At 57.2% G+C, this 15,320-nt stretch carries 15 protein-coding genes and 1 pseudogene; 5 read left to right on the top strand and 11 right to left on the bottom strand.

Translation table 11 applies throughout. The annotated features are described in order from the left end of the window. Positions 1 to 91: 91 nt before the first annotated feature. From pspG to H7K56_RS16800, 3 genes are all read right to left on the bottom strand, one after another. Complete coding sequence (gene pspG, locus H7K56_RS16810) at positions 92 to 358, bottom strand: envelope stress response protein PspG (protein WP_058770016.1); 267 nt, start codon at positions 356 to 358, stop codon at positions 92 to 94. A 209-nt stretch (positions 359 to 567) separates the two neighbouring features. Beyond that, positions 568 to 1,563: a tRNA dihydrouridine(20/20a) synthase DusA gene (gene dusA / locus H7K56_RS16805; protein ID WP_150360496.1), complete on the bottom strand. Its 996-nt coding sequence runs from the start codon at positions 1,561 to 1,563 to the stop codon at positions 568 to 570. A gap of 90 nt (positions 1,564 to 1,653) precedes the next feature. Next, a complete protein-coding gene (locus H7K56_RS16800; protein WP_058780893.1) occupies positions 1,654 to 2,901 on the bottom strand; it encodes a conjugal transfer protein TraF in 1,248 nt (415 codons plus the stop codon). A gap of 448 nt (positions 2,902 to 3,349) precedes the next feature. Between H7K56_RS16800 and zur the strand changes: the two genes are divergently transcribed. Continuing rightward, positions 3,350 to 3,871: a zinc uptake transcriptional repressor Zur gene (zur, locus tag H7K56_RS16795; RefSeq protein WP_150360497.1), complete on the top strand. Its 522-nt coding sequence runs from the start codon at positions 3,350 to 3,352 to the stop codon at positions 3,869 to 3,871. 70 nt (positions 3,872 to 3,941) lie between these two features. On the opposite strand, the gene H7K56_RS16790 is transcribed toward zur, so the two are convergent. From H7K56_RS16790 to H7K56_RS16775, 4 genes and pseudogenes are all read right to left on the bottom strand, one after another. Continuing rightward, positions 3,942 to 4,154 (bottom strand): CsbD family protein, encoded by a 213-nt coding sequence (locus H7K56_RS16790; protein ID WP_021507857.1) that lies wholly within the window; start codon positions 4,152 to 4,154, stop codon positions 3,942 to 3,944. 159 nt (positions 4,155 to 4,313) lie between these two features. Further along, a pseudogene (gene dinF, locus H7K56_RS16785) lies at positions 4,314 to 5,639 on the bottom strand (MATE family efflux transporter DinF). A 136-nt stretch (positions 5,640 to 5,775) separates the two neighbouring features. Then, the gene (gene lexA, locus H7K56_RS16780) at positions 5,776 to 6,390 is read right to left on the bottom strand and encodes a transcriptional repressor LexA (RefSeq protein WP_031279762.1); all 615 of its coding nucleotides are present in this window, start codon (positions 6,388 to 6,390) and stop codon (positions 5,776 to 5,778) included. Positions 6,391 to 6,495: 105 nt separating this feature from the next. After that, positions 6,496 to 6,864, bottom strand: a complete 369-nt coding sequence (locus H7K56_RS16775; protein WP_150360498.1) for a diacylglycerol kinase — start codon at positions 6,862 to 6,864, stop codon at positions 6,496 to 6,498. Positions 6,865 to 6,989: 125 nt separating this feature from the next. Here H7K56_RS16775 and plsB point away from each other — a divergent pair, with 125 nt between their 5' ends. Beyond that, positions 6,990 to 9,413 carry a glycerol-3-phosphate 1-O-acyltransferase PlsB gene (plsB, locus tag H7K56_RS16770; RefSeq protein ID WP_031279763.1) on the top strand — a complete coding sequence of 808 codons (2,424 nt, stop codon included), beginning with the start codon at positions 6,990 to 6,992 and terminating at the stop codon, positions 9,411 to 9,413. Positions 9,414 to 9,548: 135 nt separating this feature from the next. On the opposite strand, the gene ubiA is transcribed toward plsB, so the two are convergent. The 4 genes from ubiA to H7K56_RS16750 all read right to left on the bottom strand — a co-directional run bounded on the left by ubiA (position 9,549) and on the right by H7K56_RS16750 (position 12,230). Then, entirely contained in the window at positions 9,549 to 10,415 is an 867-nt protein-coding gene (ubiA, locus tag H7K56_RS16765) for a 4-hydroxybenzoate octaprenyltransferase (protein ID WP_021507861.1), read from the bottom strand. Between the two features lie 24 nt (positions 10,416 to 10,439). Continuing rightward, positions 10,440 to 10,958 (bottom strand): chorismate lyase, encoded by a 519-nt coding sequence (gene ubiC, locus H7K56_RS16760; protein WP_010616617.1) that lies wholly within the window; start codon positions 10,956 to 10,958, stop codon positions 10,440 to 10,442. A gap of 92 nt (positions 10,959 to 11,050) precedes the next feature. Next, on the bottom strand, positions 11,051 to 11,461 hold the full coding sequence (psiE, locus tag H7K56_RS16755; RefSeq protein ID WP_141496159.1) for a phosphate-starvation-inducible protein PsiE: 411 nt from the start codon (positions 11,459 to 11,461) through the stop codon (positions 11,051 to 11,053). Positions 11,462 to 11,531: 70 nt separating this feature from the next. Continuing rightward, on the bottom strand, positions 11,532 to 12,230 hold the full coding sequence (locus H7K56_RS16750; RefSeq protein ID WP_021507862.1) for a UTRA domain-containing protein: 699 nt from the start codon (positions 12,228 to 12,230) through the stop codon (positions 11,532 to 11,534). Between the two features lie 226 nt (positions 12,231 to 12,456). Here H7K56_RS16750 and H7K56_RS16745 point away from each other — a divergent pair, with 226 nt between their 5' ends. The 3 genes from H7K56_RS16745 to H7K56_RS16735 all read left to right on the top strand — a co-directional run bounded on the left by H7K56_RS16745 (position 12,457) and on the right by H7K56_RS16735 (position 15,320). Next, entirely contained in the window at positions 12,457 to 13,518 is a 1,062-nt protein-coding gene (locus H7K56_RS16745; RefSeq protein WP_058770009.1) for an ABC transporter substrate-binding protein, read from the top strand. A 141-nt stretch (positions 13,519 to 13,659) separates the two neighbouring features. Beyond that, a complete protein-coding gene (locus H7K56_RS16740) occupies positions 13,660 to 14,469 on the top strand; it encodes an alkaline phosphatase family protein (RefSeq protein ID WP_150360499.1) in 810 nt (269 codons plus the stop codon). Then, on the top strand, positions 14,469 to 15,320 hold the full coding sequence (locus tag H7K56_RS16735) for an ABC transporter permease (RefSeq protein WP_021507865.1): 852 nt from the start codon (positions 14,469 to 14,471) through the stop codon (positions 15,318 to 15,320). The genes H7K56_RS16740 and H7K56_RS16735 overlap by 1 nt, the downstream gene beginning before the upstream one ends.

Here is a 15,320-nt window from a genome sequence, read left to right as displayed (position 1 = left end):
TTTACCTATCCTGACAGAAAACATAAGTAAAAAATATGTTTAATTGCGAATTCGTACTAAGCAATCACCAACTCTGTGATCGTAACCGCATTTAGCGCCAGCTTCTCTTCTCTAAGTCGCTGATTTTCCTTTTCAGCCGGTTAAGTTTCACTTCTCCCTGCGGCGTGGTAAATGCGCGATACAGCCACACGGCGACCACCGCCAGCACCAGCCACGGCAACAATTTTATAACAAGCGCAAACAGCCCGCCGAGAAACATCACCACGGTGGCCACCAGCAGCGCGGCGATCACGCCCAGCAGCGATACGCCTGTCAGCAGCAGCATCATAAAAAAGCCGATAACGAATAATATTTCCACGAGCGCTCTCCTGTATCTGTAATGCAGAAGGTATTACAAGATACGTGCCAGGTCGTAACGATCGCTAAGCCATTGAATTATCGCTTAGATACAGGACAGAGGGGACGTTGATTTGGTGAAATTGACTAACTGGTGGTGAATTAAAAACCGCACGATGAAACCGTGCGGTTTAAACCGTCCTGCCAGCCTGACCAGGCCGGCTCGCGGGATCAGGCTTCCTGCACGATGCGGTCGGCCACCAGCGCCAGCGCCGCTTCCAGCACGCGGACGTCGGCGCCCGGTTTGTGGGCATTTTCGCTCAGATGACGGCGCCACTGGCGCGCGCCGGGGATGCCCTGGAACAGGCCCAGCATGTGGCGCGTAATGTGTCCCAGATAAGTGCCCTGGGCCAGTTCGGCTTCGATGTAAGGGTACATGGAACGCACCACGGCGACCGGATCGGCCGCCGGTGTCTCGCGGCCAAACAACTGGCGATCAACCTGCGCCAGAATGCCGGGATTTTGATAGGCCTCGCGCCCCATCATCACGCCGTCCAGGTGCTGCAGATGCGCTTTGGCCTCTTCAAGCGTCTTAACGCCGCCGTTGATCGCTATGGTCAGCGCCGGGAAATCCCGCTTCAGCTGGTAAACACGCGGATAGTCGAGCGGTGGAATTTCACGGTTCTCTTTCGGGCTGAGACCCGACAGCCACGCTTTACGCGCATGAATAATGAACGTATCACAACCGCCCTGCTGCGCCACGGTGCCGACAAAATCGCACAGGAAGGCGTAGCTATCCTGGTCGTCAATACCGATGCGGGTTTTCACCGTGACCGGAATGCTGACCACATCGCGCATCGCTTTGATACAGTCCGCGACCAGCGCCGCCTCACCCATCAGGCACGCGCCAAAACGGCCGTTCTGTACCCGATCGGACGGACAACCGACGTTCAGGTTGATCTCATCGTATCCGCGCGCTTCTGCCAGCTTTGCACAGGTTGCCAGCGCAGCCGGATCGCTACCGCCCAGCTGCAGCGCCAGCGGATGCTCCGCCTCGCTATAGGCCAGATAGTCGCCTTTGCCGTGGATGATGGCGCCGGTGGTCACCATTTCGGTGTACAGCAGCGTGTCGCCGCTCAGCTGACGGTGAAAATAGCGACAGTGACGGTCGGTCCAGTCCAGCATGGGTGCGATGGAGAAACGTTGCGAAGAGAATGTATCGGTCATGAAACGCAGTAAATCCGCAGTTAAGTGATGAGAAACTGCGCAATGATATCACAGCTGTGACGGGCGACACAGCCGCCCGTCATCGTGTGGTCAGAAGTTAAACCCGAGCTGCACCATGGCGCCCCAGGTATTGTCTTTGCCGACCGAACCGGCCAGGTCCAGATGCACCGCATTGTTGAACGGCGACACGCCGAGACCGGCCGTAAACACATCGGTGTCATTCGACTTCATATCTGCGCGATAACCGGCACGCAGCGCCAGCCAGTCCAGCACGCGATATTCACCACCCACGCCAGCGTACTGACTGCTCTCCTGCGATTTAAAACGTTTGGTTTCCGTCAGATCAACATCGCCGGTCAGGGTAAAGGGTCCGCGATTCCACGCCAGGCCGGTGGTTACCAGTGGGCGAATCTGATACGTATCGCGATAGCCGTTAACCTCTTTGGTGTCGATATCGCGCGAGACCAGGTTCTGCCCGGTCACGCCGAAGGTCCAGTTCTCCGCGAAGTCGGTAGCGATACCGGCATCGACGTTGAAACCGGTGTCGGTGCTGCGATAGCGGCTGTCGTTAATATCATTCTTGTCGTAGTTATAAACGCTGGCGGTATAGTTATACAGCCAGGTTTTCTGCAGCTTCGGCGTGACGCCAACGGAGACCGGGTGACCAGCGATGGTGAACTCATGTGCCATTGCAACGCCGTAATCGGTGATCAGCGCAGCCAGGCCGTTGGCGCTGGAGCGCAGATTATTTTGGTCGCCCGGCAAGGGAATGCGTCCATTTGCGACCTGATCCAGATAATCAATATCGCTCTGTACCACGTTAGCGCGGATGTGTGCCGTGCCGTAGGCTTTGGTGATGAAGGCGAAAGGAAGGGTCTCGTTGGGAATGCTGACGGCTAACGCCACGCCTGCGGTGCCATTCGCTTTATCACCGCGCAGATCGCGCAGTTGATTGGCCATATCACCTGCCGCCGCTCTGACCTGAGGCGCGCCGTTGATGATCTCCGGCAGCGTGATGTTGTTGATCACGTCACGATAGCGGTCCACCGTATCAGTAATTTCGTCTACGCGATCCACTAATTTGTCTTTGTCAGTAATCTGCACACCGGCTGAAGGAAAAATGATGCTGACGTTATCTTCAGGCTGCGCTTTGGTCATCAATGCCGGGTTAGCCAGCACTGCCGAGCTCCAGGTTGAGGAAGCGACACCGGTTCCCCCCATGGCATCGTTACGCGCATCGTACCAGGTGCCGGCAGCAAATGCTGATGAGGTAACAAATACCGCATTAAAACCAACAACATAAGCAATTTTCTTGCGTCTGAATAATGTCTTCACCATGAGTCTGCCATCACCTTTTAATTGTCGTGGACTGTCTCTACGACGGAATAGTTTATTAGCCCTATTCTGAACGCTGGCTAACGCTTTATTGCTGTGAATTGAAAGGAATTAGCATTGCTATTCGCAGAATTGGTCACGCCCGCACCATTCTGCTGTTGTTTTATGCAGAAATATGAACGTCAGCTAAATTGATGCCAGAAATTACTTAAAACCTTTTGAACCATAGCCACTAAGTCAGTGAGTTGCAAAGCAAAAAGATGGGTAAACCTGTGAGAAAAAACCCAGGAAGGAAAAGCATGGCTTAACAGAAGGAGGTACCAGGACGCAACGCGGCAGATAAGTGGCTGAAAGCCTGACATTTCCTGGATGATATAAGGTAAAAAAGCAATGGCAGCAGCGTAAAAGTTTGTGTGATAAAATAACATCACCCATCACCTGGAGAATGCTTATGCCAAACCTCACGCCCGAACAACTGCTCACGCAGGCTGAATCTCTGTGCCTTGACCGTGGCGTGCGCCTCACTACGCAGCGCGCAGAAGTGCTGCGCCTGATGGCGGAGCAGAACGGTTCCATTAGCGCTTACGATTTGCTGGACCAGCTGCGCATCAGTGAACCCCAGGCGAAACCACCAACTATTTATCGCGCGCTGGATTTCCTGCTGGAGCAGGGATTTATTCATCGGGTGGAGTCAAATAACAGTTATGTGGTGTGCCACCATTTCGACGAGCCGGCGCACACATCGGTGATGCTGGTGTGCGACAACTGTGCCGCCGTCAGTGAGAAGCACGCGCACGGCGTGGAAAAGATCATTGCCGGGTTGGCCGATCAGGCAGGTTTTACCTTACGTCATAGCGTTATTGAGGCGCACGGCCTGTGTGAAAACTGTGCCGAAGTGGCGGCCTGCACGCAGCCGGGTAGCTGTCATCACGATCATGAAGTGGAAACTAAGAGGAAGGTGCGTAAAGGGTAACTGGCACGTCCGTATGCCAGGCCGATCGTAACGATCAGCGGGTAGGAGCATCATCCTTAAAGCGGGAGACTTACCAGCGGTAATCTTTGTTTTGACTTTCCCAGTCTTTCAATTCACGTTCAGCTTCATCTTTGGCGTAACCGTAACGTTCCTGGATTTTACCCACCAGCTGATCGCGTTTCCCTTCGATCACGGTCAAATCGTCATCGGTTAACTTGCCCCATTTCTCTTTAAACTTCCCTTTAAACTGCTTCCAGTTTCCGCTCGCTTCGTCTTTGTTCATAACAATCCTCCACGTCTTCCTGAGTGAGATGGTGTATTTCTCATGTAATGCCGGAAATAACCATATAACGCGCTGCTTATCTGCGCCGTTTGAGATAATTATAGTAGCCACTTCGGATTGTGCACGGAATTACAGATTATTCTGGTACCTGCGCTGCGCTTATGGCTGGCTGAACCAGCTGTCACGCTGCCAGTGGCGGCGCCACATCCATCCCAGCGTCAGGCCGCGCAGCGCCAGAAACACCGTGATCGCCAGTCATAAACCGTGATTCCCTAACCACGGTAGCGTTAGCAAAGTGATGCCGAAACCGGCTGCAGCCATGATCATGCTGTTACGCATTTCGCGGCCGCGTGTCGCGCCGATGAACATGCCGTCCAGCAGATAACACCAGACGCCGACCAGCGGTAAAATCACCTGCCACAGCAGAAAGCGATCGGCCATCTCACGCAGCGGCTGCAGCGAGGTAAGCAGCGCAACAATGTGCGGCCCGCTGAGCGCATAAATAAGCGCAAACAGCAGCGCAACGATACCCGCCTGACGACAGGCGGCATGCCAGATCAGCAGCAGCCGGCTGCGATCTTTTGCCCCTACCGCTTCACCCGAGCAGGCTTCCACCGCGTAAGCAAAGCCGTCCAGCGCATAGGCAGTAAACGTCAGGAACATCAACAGCACCGCATTGACCGCAACCACATCCGGTCCGATGCGTGCACCCAGCAGGGTCAGTGAGGCAAAGCAAATCTGCAGCATGAGCGAGCGCAGCATGATGTCGCGATTAAGGCGAAATAACCGCGCCGCGTCACCGCGCCAGCTGTTTTTCAGCAGTTTGAAATCGATGCCGCGCAGTTTCAGCACGCGCGCCACCATCCATAATCCCACTGCCAGCGTCACGTATTCGGCCAGCGCCGTGGCGGCGGCAGCACCGGCAACGCCCCAGTGCAGTTTCAGCACCAGCAGCAGATCGAGCAGGATGTTGACCAGGTTTCCGACAATCAGCAGAACCATCGGCGCACGCGCATACTGCACGCCCAGCAGCCAGCCGAGAATCACCAGGTTAGCCAGCGTAGCCGGTGCGCTCAGCCAGCGGATTTCAATGAAGATCTGCGCCTGCTGCTGGACTTCCGCGCTGCCGCCCATCAGCGTTGCCGCCAGGCTGCTGGCAGGAGAACGCAGTAGCGCCAGCAGCAGACCCGCGGCCAGAGCGATCAATAGCGGCTGGGTCAGCGCGCGCGCCAGCGCCTGTTTGTCGCCAGCACCAAACGCCTGTGCCGTTAAACCGGTGGTGCTCATGCGCAAAAACAGTAGCAGCATAAAGATGAAGCTGGTCGCGGTGGTGCCCACCGCCACGCCGCCGAGGTAGATCGGGCTATCAAGATGGCCAATCACGGCGGTATCGACCACGCCGAGCAGCGGCACGGTGATATTGGAGAGAATCATTGGCAGCGCCAGTCGCCACAGCGCTTTATCAGAGGAGGAAAATAGCTGCATCAGCCCCATCCCGAGGGTTACGGTAGTCGGCCTGAGCGAGCGCCTTACGGGCCGGGAACAAAAGTATTATTAGAGCAGACTGCGGCCAGCGCGCGAGCGCGCGAGCGCCGCCGCAGCGGGGGAGATCAACCGGGTTTCAGAGCCACTCGCCGTTGCGCACGATGCCTACGGCCAGCCCTTCCACGGTCAGCGACTGTTCACGGGTATCCACGACAATCGGCTGGAAATCATTGTTTTCCGGCAGCAGCTGGACAATCGCGCCCTGCTTCTTCCAGCGTTTCACCGTGACTTCATCATCAATACGCGCAACCACCACCTGGCCATTGCGCACTTCCTGTGTTTTATGCACCGCGAGCAGATCGCCGTCCATAATGCCGATATCTTTCATCGACATACCGCTGACGCGCAGCAGGAAATCGGCAGAGGGTTTGAACAGGTTGGCGTCGACCTGATAGTGGGCTTCGATATGTTCCTGCGCCAGCAGCGGTTCACCGGCGGCGACGCGACCGATCAGTGGCAGCCCTTCACTCGCCTCTTCTTCCATCAGCAGGCGGATACCGCGCGATGCACCGGAGACGATTTCAATGACACCTTTACGCGCCAGCGCTTTCAGGTGCTCTTCAGCAGCGTTAGGCGAGCGGAAGCCCAGTTGCGAAGCAATTTCAGCACGCGTTGGCGGCATGCCGGTCTGATTAATATGGTCGCGAATCAGGTCATAGACCTGTTGCTGCCTGCTGGTTAACGCTTTCATCCCGCCCCCTGGTTGTTTATACAGTCGCTGTGAGTATATACAGGTATTGGCGAAATGAAAACCGAAACAGAGGGAAAAATCAGCGGCTTGATGAATGTGGAATGTTTATCGCAAATGCGACCAAAGCAGCGCGATCCAGACAAACAGAGCCAGTAAGATAGCCAGCAGTACCGCCGCCGAGCCCATGTCTTTGGCGCGTCCTGCCAGCGGATGGCGCTCCTGACCGATGCGGTCCACCACGGCTTCGATGGCACTGTTAAGGATCTCAACAATGACCACCAGCACCACCGAGCCAATCAGCAACACACGCGTGATGGCATCGACATCCAGCCAGCAGGCAATGGCAACCGCGACCAGTGCGGCAATCGCCTCCTGGCGAAAAGCGGCTTCATGCTGCCAGGCAGCGCACAGCCCCTGCCAGGAATAACCGGCGGCTTTAATGATTCTCAGGAAACCGGTGACGTTATTTGCCATGTTGTGGAACCCTTAACTGTTTTTGACGTCAATGTCTGGGCGCGCGAGGTGGCACAGCCACAGATCTTCGCCGCACTTTCTGGTATGCTTGCCGCGCTTTGCTAACAAGAGGCTTCAAGTTGTCTATGTCAGGTTGGCGTAAACTCTATTACAAATTGTTGAATTTACCACTCTCTATTTTGGTAAAAAGTAAGGTCATTCCGACCGATCCGATCTCGGAACACGGTATCGATCCGACCCGTCCGGTGATGTATGTTTTGCCTTATGATTCAAAGGCGGACCTGCTCACGCTACGCGCACAGTGCCTGAAGCACGATCTGCCGGATCCGCTGGCGCCGCTGGAGATTGACGGCACCCTGCTGCCGCGCCACGTATTTATTCACGATGGGCCACGCGTCTTCCCCTATTTCGTGGCGAACCCGGAGTCGGTCAAGCTTTTCCATGACTACCTCGATCTGCACCGCAACAATGCGGCGCTGGACGTACAGATGCTGCCGGTTTCCGTGATGTTTGGCCGTGCGCCAGGCCGTGAAATTCAGGGCGAACCGACGCCACATCTGCGTATTCTTAACGGTATACAGAAGTTCTTTGCCATCCTGTGGCACGGTCGCGACAGCTTTGTCCGCTTCTCGCCCACGGTTTCGCTGCGTCAGATGGCCACCGAACACGGTACCGATCAGTCGATCGCGCAGAAACTGGCACGTGTCGCGCGCATTCATTTTGCCCGCCAGCGGCTGGCAGCCGTCGGCCCGCGTCTGCCGGCACGCCAGGATCTGTTCAACAAGCTGCTGCAATCCAAAGCGATTGAGAAAGCGGTTGAAGACGAAGCGCGCAGCAAGAAGATTTCGCATGAAAAAGCGCAGCAGAACGCCATCGAAATGATGGAAGAAGTGGCGGCGGATTTCTCGTACGAAGCGATCCGCGTGACTGACCGTGTAATGGGCTGGCTGTGGAGTCGGCTCTATCAGGGCATTAACGTGCACGGCGGCGAACGCGTGCGCCAGCTGGCGCAGGATGGTCACGAAATTGTTTACGTGCCCTGCCACCGCAGCCACATGGATTATCTGCTGCTGTCCTACGTGCTCTATCACCAGGGCCTGGTGCCGCCTCACATTGCTGCCGGTATCAATCTCAATTTCTGGCCAGCCGGACCGATTTTCCGTCGCCTCGGTGCCTTCTTTATTCGTCGTACCTTCAAAGGCAACAAGCTCTACTCCACGGTGTTCCGCGAGTATCTGGGCGAGCTGTTCAGCCGCGGCTATTCAGTTGAGTATTTTGTTGAAGGCGGGCGCTCACGTACTGGCCGTCTGCTCGACCCGAAAACCGGCACGCTGTCGATGACGTTACAGGCGCTGCTGCGCGGCGGCAGCCGTCCTATCACCTTTGTGCCAATCTACATCGGTTATGAGCACGTGATGGAAGTCGGCACTTATGCCAAAGAGCTGCGCGGTGCCGCGAAAGAGAAAGAGGGCTTCATGCAGATGGTGCGCGGCCTGCGCAAGCTGCGTAACCTCGGCCAGGGCTATGTGAACTTCGGTGAGCCGCTGTCGCTGGTTAACTATCTCAACAAACAGGTTCCGGAGTGGCGCGACGCGATTGACCCTATCGATCCTCAGCGTCCGGCGTGGATGACGCCGGTAGTGAACGATATCGCGGCACGTCTGATGGTACGCATCAACGAAGCCGGCGCGGCCAACGCCATGAACCTGTGCGTGACCGCGCTGCTGGCATCGCGCCAGCGTTCGCTGACGCGTGAACAGCTGACGGAACAGCTGGAGTGCTACACCCAGCTGCTGCGCAATGTGCCGTACTCACCCGAGTCAACCGTGCCGGATCTCAGCGCTGAAGCGCTGCTCGATCACGCCATGGGCATGAACAAGTTCGAGACCGAGCAGGACAGTATTGGCGAGATCATCATTCTGCCGCGCGAGCAGGCGGTGCTGATGACCTACTATCGCAACAACATCCACCATATGCTGGTGATGCCGTCGCTGATTGCCGCTATCGTGCAGCAGCATCGGGAGATCAGCGAGGCGGAACTGCTGCGTCAGGTCAGCCTGGTCTATCCGATGCTGAAGAGCGAACTGTTCCTGCGCTGGGACAGTGCCGAACTGCCGGCCCTGCTGAATGCGCTCTGCGCCGAAATGGCGCGGCAGGGACTGATCACCGTACAGGAAGGCCAGCTGAAAATGAGTGCGGCGCGTTACCGTACGCTGCAGCTGCTGGCGGCCGGGATCCGTGAAACGCTGCAGCGTTTCGCCATTACCTTCGCCATTCTCAGCGCCAAGCCGACCATTAACCGTGGCACGCTGGAGAAAGAGAGCCGCACGCTGGCTCAGCGTCTGTCAGTGCTGCACGGTATCAATGCGCCGGAGTTCTTCGACAAGGCAGTCTTTACCGCGCTGGTGCTGTCCCTGCGTGATGAAGGCTATATCAGTGATTCCGGTGATGCGGATGCTGAACGTACCAATATGATGTGGCAGATGCTGGCCGAACTGGTCACCAGCGATGTCCGTCTGACCATTGAGAGTGCCGTGGCGCACGACTAATGGACGACTGAAAACCGCGGCGCATCTGTCACACGCCAGATTGCGCCGCGGTTTTCGTTGTCAGAATTCAGGCGTGAAAAGAACGCGCCTCCCAATGCGGCGACCGGCGCGCCGCCGGGGTTAATCACCCCACCATCAGAACAGCGCAACAAACGGCTGGGTATTAAGCAGCACGCCAATAAACAGCACCAGACCAACGTAGTTGTTGTTAAGGAATGCCTGGAAGCACAGCTCACGTTCACGCCCGGCAATCAGTTTCTGCTGATGCACAAACAGCCCGCCCGCCAGCAGCAGCGACCAGTAAAACGCACCGTTCAGATGCAGTAAAATGCCCACCAGTGCCATCAGGCCCAGCGCGGCCAGCTGTAACAACCCGATAATCAGCTTGTCGTAACGCCCAAAAAGAATCGCCGTGGATTTCACACCAATCTTCAGATCGTCGTCGCGGTCAACCATGGCGTACTGGGTGTCATAAGCCACCGTCCAGCAAATATTGGCGAGAAACACCAGCCAGCAGACAAAGGGTAAGGACTCACTAACCGCCGCCCAGCCCATCGGAATTGCCCAGCCAAACGCCGCGCCCAGCACCACCTGCGGCAGATGGGTATAACGCTTCATAAAGGGATAAACCCACGCCAGCGCCAGCCCGCCAAATGACAGCAGAATGGTCATGCGGTTCATGGTCAGCACCAGCAGGAACGCCAGCAGACCGAGGCCGGCGAACAGCAGTTTCGCCTCTTTCTCCGTTACCGCGCCGCTGGCTAACGGTCGCGCGGCGGTGCGTTTCACGTGGCCGTCGACGTTACGGTCGGCGTAATCATTAATCACGCAGCCCGCCGCGCGCATCACAAACACGCCAAGGACGAACACCAGCAGCACCGACAGCGGTGGAATCGCCATGCCGGATAGCCACAGCGCCCACAGTGTCGGCCACAGCAGCAGCAGCGTGCCAATCGGTTTATCAATACGCATCAGGCGACTATAGGCCTGCCATTTGCTCATGGTTAAAGTCTTTTGCACGGGGCGTTATCCTTGCTTCAGCGCGCGGTACAGCGGCGACGCCGGTAAAAACAGTTCAGTTAACAGCAGCGGTTTGCCGGACAGGCGCAGCCGCGAGCGGCGTCCCCACAGGTCATCAATCTGGCCCGGATCGATAAAATCGCGGCTCAGCGTCGAGGAGGAAAACAGGTAGCGTCCCAGTGGCCGCGTGCCGAGATTTTGCAGCATCTGTTCCGGGCCGTTCAGCGTGCTCTCCGGCACCACGGTTCGGCCAATCAGCCAGGGTTCATTGTCACCGCACAGCACGATTTCACGCAGCCAGAAGCGCGTGTCGGCAGGCAGAAACGCCGCTTCCTGCGGCATCTCATCGGCGGTAATGAACGCTTCCCGCAGCAGTTGTACGGTAACCTGCTGGCAGTGCTGCTCAAAGCGGCGCGTCATTGAGTCTTCTTCCAGCAGCCAGTCAAGCAGCGGCGGTGAAAGTAACGGGGAAGAGGCTGGCAGCCAGTGCAGTGCGCGTAACTGGCGCAGCGCGTCATGCGACATCAGGACATCTCCGGTAAAAAAGTTGCCCTAGTGTAGCGCACCGCGCTCAGCGTGACACATCTGCTTGTGCCACGCTGGCGTCGCGGGAGGAATTACTCGCGTTTCAGGCGGTTACTGTTGGCCAGCCACAGCGTCACCACCAGAATCAAAATGGCCGCCGAGTAGCACAACGTATCGAAAGGATTTTTATGGTCGACAATGATCAGACGAATAATCGCCGTGATACCGATATAGACGAAGTAGCGCAGCGGAAAGTGAAAGCCGGACTGAAAATACTTCACAATCAGCGCGATAAACTCGAAATAGAGAAAGTAGATCACAATGCCTTCGATCAGCAGATACGAGGACGCCTGCTCACCGGTGCTGAACAGCACATTCGCCAGGTGAATGGTCTCTTTACCAAGAAACACCACCAGAATAACGGCCAGAATCACCAGGCCAATGTTCAGTACCCACTGTAATACCGAAGCAATAAGCTGCCCCGCCGCTGGTTTTGTTGTCATTATTTTGCGCCTCAGATGACGAGATTCTTCTGGCGCTATCATGCTGTAATGTGATCTAAATCACAATACATCACACCTCAACATCAACACACAGCGCGTCATAACGCCAGTACTCGCAGTCGCAGTCAATCACCCGCTTATGCTGGTCACGGTTGATACGCGTAATCAGCAGGCCGGGCGTACCGCTCGCCACGTTCAGTGCGGGCGCCGCCCGCGCCGGAAGCGGACCGGGCACAATGGTAAACCGTGCGCCGCCGTAGTGAATGCCGTAGCGCTGGTCATACAGATCGGTCAGCGAGCGGGTGAGATCTTCACGCAGCAGACCGGGAAAGAAGGCCGGATTGAGGTAATGCTCGACGTACAACACCGCGCGGCCATCAATGCGGCGGAGGCGGCGAATGCGGTACACCTGATCGCCTTCCAGCAGTTGCAGATGACGCGCAATTGCCAGCTGCGCCGGCACCTCGCGCGCCTCCATCACCTCAGTGCTGGCAATGCGCCCCTGCTGCAGCGCCATGGCGTGAAAGTGGCTGTGATGTGCCGGGTTATAGATGAGGCGCGGCGGCGCAATAAACCAGCCGCGCCGCAGTTCGCGGTAGATGACACCCTGCGCTTCCAGCAGGCCAAGCGCTTCACGCAGCGTGATGCGCGTGGTGGAATATTGTTCGCTCAACGCGCGCTCGGCCGGCAATCGTCTGGTGACAAACTCTCCGTTTTCAATCCGTTCGCATAGTGCGGCGGCGATCACATCTGCGGTTTTCGACGACATTTTTTTCAGCCTCATTTTGGGGCAAATCTGCACTATGACAGTTCGATGACTACAATGTGACAAGGCACATCCCACGCTTTAGCGCGCTGTAACCGCATGTGGAACGACGCGCCACATCCCATTTCAACACCCCGGTCATAAAACCTTCATCTATCCGGGCTACATTGGCTCGGTTCTTGCTGGACTAGACCACGACGACCCACAACTTACACCCGGAGCAATCGAGATGAAAGCGTTTATCTCTTCTGTAGTAGCCAGTGCCGTTCTGCTTGCGCTGCCCGCCGCGCATGCCGCCGATAACGATGTTGCCGCACTGGAAAAAGCCGCGCGCGCCGAAGGCCAGGTGAACAGCGTCGGTATGCCTGACACTTGGGCTAACTGGAAAGATACCTGGAACGATCTCAGCACCAAATATGGTCTGAAGCACAGCGATACCGATATGTCTTCGGCGCAGGAGCTGGCGAAGTTTGCCGCCGAGCAGGATAACGCCAGCGCCGATATCGGCGACGTGGGCGCCGCTTTCGGTCCGATTGCCGTCGCCAAAGGCGTGGCGCAACCCTATAAACCGACGCACTGGGATCAGATTCCGGCATGGGCGAAAGACGCCGATGGCAACTGGATGCTGGCTTACACCGGCACTATCGCTTTCCTGATCGACAAGCAGCAGGTGAAAGACGCACCGCACAGCTGGGCCGATCTGAAAAAAGGTAAGTATGTGGTCACTATCGGCGACGTCGGCACGGCTGCTCAGGCGGCAAACGGCGTCCTCGCCGCCAGCTATGCGCTGGGCGGTGACGAGAAGAACATCAAGCCGGCGCTGGCGTTCTTTGGCGAGCTGGCGAAACAGGGCCGCCTTGGCGTGACCGATCCGGTGATCGCCAACATCGAAAAAGGTGAGATTCAGGTCGCCGTGGTGTGGGACTTCAACGGTCTGAACTACCGCGACCAGATTGATAAAAATCGCTACGAAGTGGTGATTCCGTCGGACGGGTCCGTGACCTCTGGCTACACCACCATTATCAACAAATACGCCCGCCACCCGAACGCGGCGAAGCTGGCGCGTGAATACATTCTGTCGGATGAGGGCCAGATCAACCTGGCGAAAGGCTATGCGCGCCCGATTCGCGCCGAGCATTTAACGCTGCCGGCAGATGTGCAGGCCAAACTGCTGCCGCAGTCGGAATATAAAAATGCCCGTCCGATCAAAGATCAGGCAGCCTGGGATAAGACCTCAAAACTGCTGCCGCGTCTGTGGCAGGAGAATGTGGTTATTAACATGAAGCAGTAACGCAGACGTTTTGCCAGTCGCACATACCGTAGCGGCGCGATGTATCGCGCATCCGTTTTCCGGCAATGCGCAATACATTGCGCCGGTACCTATCACCAATTTTTACAGGGTGCGCATTCATGCGCACCTGAGGGAGCGGGGATGAAAACAATCCTGGTGGTACTCGATGGGCTGAGTAATCAGGTGGCGCAGCACGCCATGGGCTATCTGTTTGCCGAATGCAAACAGGGCAACGGCCACTATTACACGCTGACCTGCGAATTGCCGTCGCTGTCGCGTCCGCTGTACGAATGCATTCTGACCGGCATTCCGCCGGTGCGCAGCGGCATCATTCACAACGGCGTCAATCGCCTGAGCAATCAGCGCAGTATCTTCCACTACGCGCGCGACGCCGGACTCACTACCGCCGCTGCCGCTTATCACTGGGTGAGCGAACTGTATAACCGCTCGCCGTTCAACGCCGCGCGCGATCGCCACACTAACGCGCCCGACCTGCCGATCCAGTACGGCCATTTCTACTGGGACGACGGTTACCCCGACTCGCATCTGTTTGAGGATGCCGAAAGCCTGCGCCTGCAGCACGATCCCGATTTCCTGCTGATTCACCCAATGAACATCGATGATGCCGGGCACAAGCACAGCCTGTCATCACCACAGTACCGTAACCGGGCACGAATGGCGGATGGCTATCTGTCGCAGTGGATGCCCGACTGGCTGGCCGCCGGTTATCAGGTGATGGTCACCGCCGATCACGGCATGAACGACGATCGCTCGCACGGCGGTATTCTGCCGGAAGAGACGCAGGTGCCACTGTTTGTTTTTGGCCGCGGCTTCTCGCTGCAGCCCGACCTGGAACCGCAGCAAACCGACCTGTGCGGCACCGTCTGCACCCTGCTCGGCGTCCCGCACGACAAACCGCTGTGTCGCGGTCTGCTGGCGGAGCCGCGCTGATGAAGGGCAAAACCCTGGCCTCGCTGTTGCTGCTGCCGTTTGTGCTGTTCTGGATCGCCTTCCAGCTCGCGCCGCTGCTGTGGATTGCCATTAACAGCTTCTGGAGCGATATCAATGAGCGCTGGGGCATCGATAACTACAGCGATATCCTCACTTCACCGTTCTACCTGCAGGCTTTTCGCCTGTCGCTGGATATTTCGCTGTGGTCGAGCGTTTACGGCCTGCTGATCGCGCTGCTTGCCGGTTATTCGTTGCACAAGCTCGGCACCGGGCGTTTTCAGCGCTTTTTGCTGTCGTTCACCAATATGACCAGCAACTTCGCCGGCGTGCCGCTGGCCTTCGCCTTTGTCATCCTGCTCGGACTGAACGGCTGCCTGACGCTGCTGCTGCGCCACTACGGCTGGCTGGACAGCTTTAAGCTGTTTTCGCGCGACGGCATGGTGCTGGTTTACACCTGGTTCCAGATTCCGCTCGGTATTCTGCTGCTCTACCCGGCGTTTGACGGGCTGCGGAAAGACTGGGAAGAGTCGGCGGCACTGCTCGGTGCCAGCCGCTGGCGCTACTGGTGGCACATCGGCCTGCCGATTCTGTTTCCGGCACTGCTCGGCACCTTTGTAATTTTGCTGGCCAACGCGCTGGGCGCCTACGCCACCATTTACGCGCTGACCACCGGCAACTTCAACGTGGTGCCGGTGCGCATCGCCGCGCTGGTATCAGGCGATATCTCGCTCGATCCCAATACCGGCGGCGCGCTGGCGATGCTGCTGGTGCTGATTATGGCGCTGATTACCGTGGTGCAGCAGTATCTGGTGCGTCGCAGCTATCTGCATGCCCGCGTACAGGAGTCCTGA

It is taken from the genome of Pantoea dispersa, assembly GCF_014155765.1.
Taxonomy (GTDB): domain Bacteria; phylum Pseudomonadota; class Gammaproteobacteria; order Enterobacterales; family Enterobacteriaceae; genus Pantoea; species Pantoea dispersa.
This window is presented reverse-complemented; position numbering and strand designations above follow the sequence as displayed.

What these genes read in the sequence shown, in the direction of transcription:
- H7K56_RS16740 (WP_150360499.1), top strand. Translation starts at nt 13,660, where the DNA reads ATGAAAACAATCCTGGTGGTACTCGATGGGCTGAGTAATCAGGTGGCG.
- H7K56_RS16745 (WP_058770009.1), top strand. Translation starts at nt 12,457, where the DNA reads ATGAAAGCGTTTATCTCTTCTGTAGTAGCCAGTGCCGTTCTGCTTGCG.
- ubiA (WP_021507861.1), bottom strand. Translation starts at nt 10,415, where the DNA reads ATGAGCAAATGGCAGGCCTATAGTCGCCTGATGCGTATTGATAAACCG.
- ubiC (WP_010616617.1), bottom strand. Translation starts at nt 10,958, where the DNA reads ATGTCGCATGACGCGCTGCGCCAGTTACGCGCACTGCACTGGCTGCCA.
- plsB (WP_031279763.1), top strand. Translation starts at nt 6,990, where the DNA reads ATGTCAGGTTGGCGTAAACTCTATTACAAATTGTTGAATTTACCACTC.
- lexA (WP_031279762.1), bottom strand. Translation starts at nt 6,390, where the DNA reads ATGAAAGCGTTAACCAGCAGGCAGCAACAGGTCTATGACCTGATTCGC.
- H7K56_RS16750 (WP_021507862.1), bottom strand. Translation starts at nt 12,230, where the DNA reads ATGTCGTCGAAAACCGCAGATGTGATCGCCGCCGCACTATGCGAACGG.
- H7K56_RS16800 (WP_058780893.1), bottom strand. Translation starts at nt 2,901, where the DNA reads ATGGTGAAGACATTATTCAGACGCAAGAAAATTGCTTATGTTGTTGGT.
- H7K56_RS16790 (WP_021507857.1), bottom strand. Translation starts at nt 4,154, where the DNA reads ATGAACAAAGACGAAGCGAGCGGAAACTGGAAGCAGTTTAAAGGGAAG.
- psiE (WP_141496159.1), bottom strand. Translation starts at nt 11,461, where the DNA reads ATGACAACAAAACCAGCGGCGGGGCAGCTTATTGCTTCGGTATTACAG.
- H7K56_RS16735 (WP_021507865.1), top strand. Translation starts at nt 14,469, where the DNA reads ATGAAGGGCAAAACCCTGGCCTCGCTGTTGCTGCTGCCGTTTGTGCTG.
- zur (WP_150360497.1), top strand. Translation starts at nt 3,350, where the DNA reads ATGCCAAACCTCACGCCCGAACAACTGCTCACGCAGGCTGAATCTCTG.
- dusA (WP_150360496.1), bottom strand. Translation starts at nt 1,563, where the DNA reads ATGACCGATACATTCTCTTCGCAACGTTTCTCCATCGCACCCATGCTG.
- H7K56_RS16775 (WP_150360498.1), bottom strand. Translation starts at nt 6,864, where the DNA reads ATGGCAAATAACGTCACCGGTTTCCTGAGAATCATTAAAGCCGCCGGT.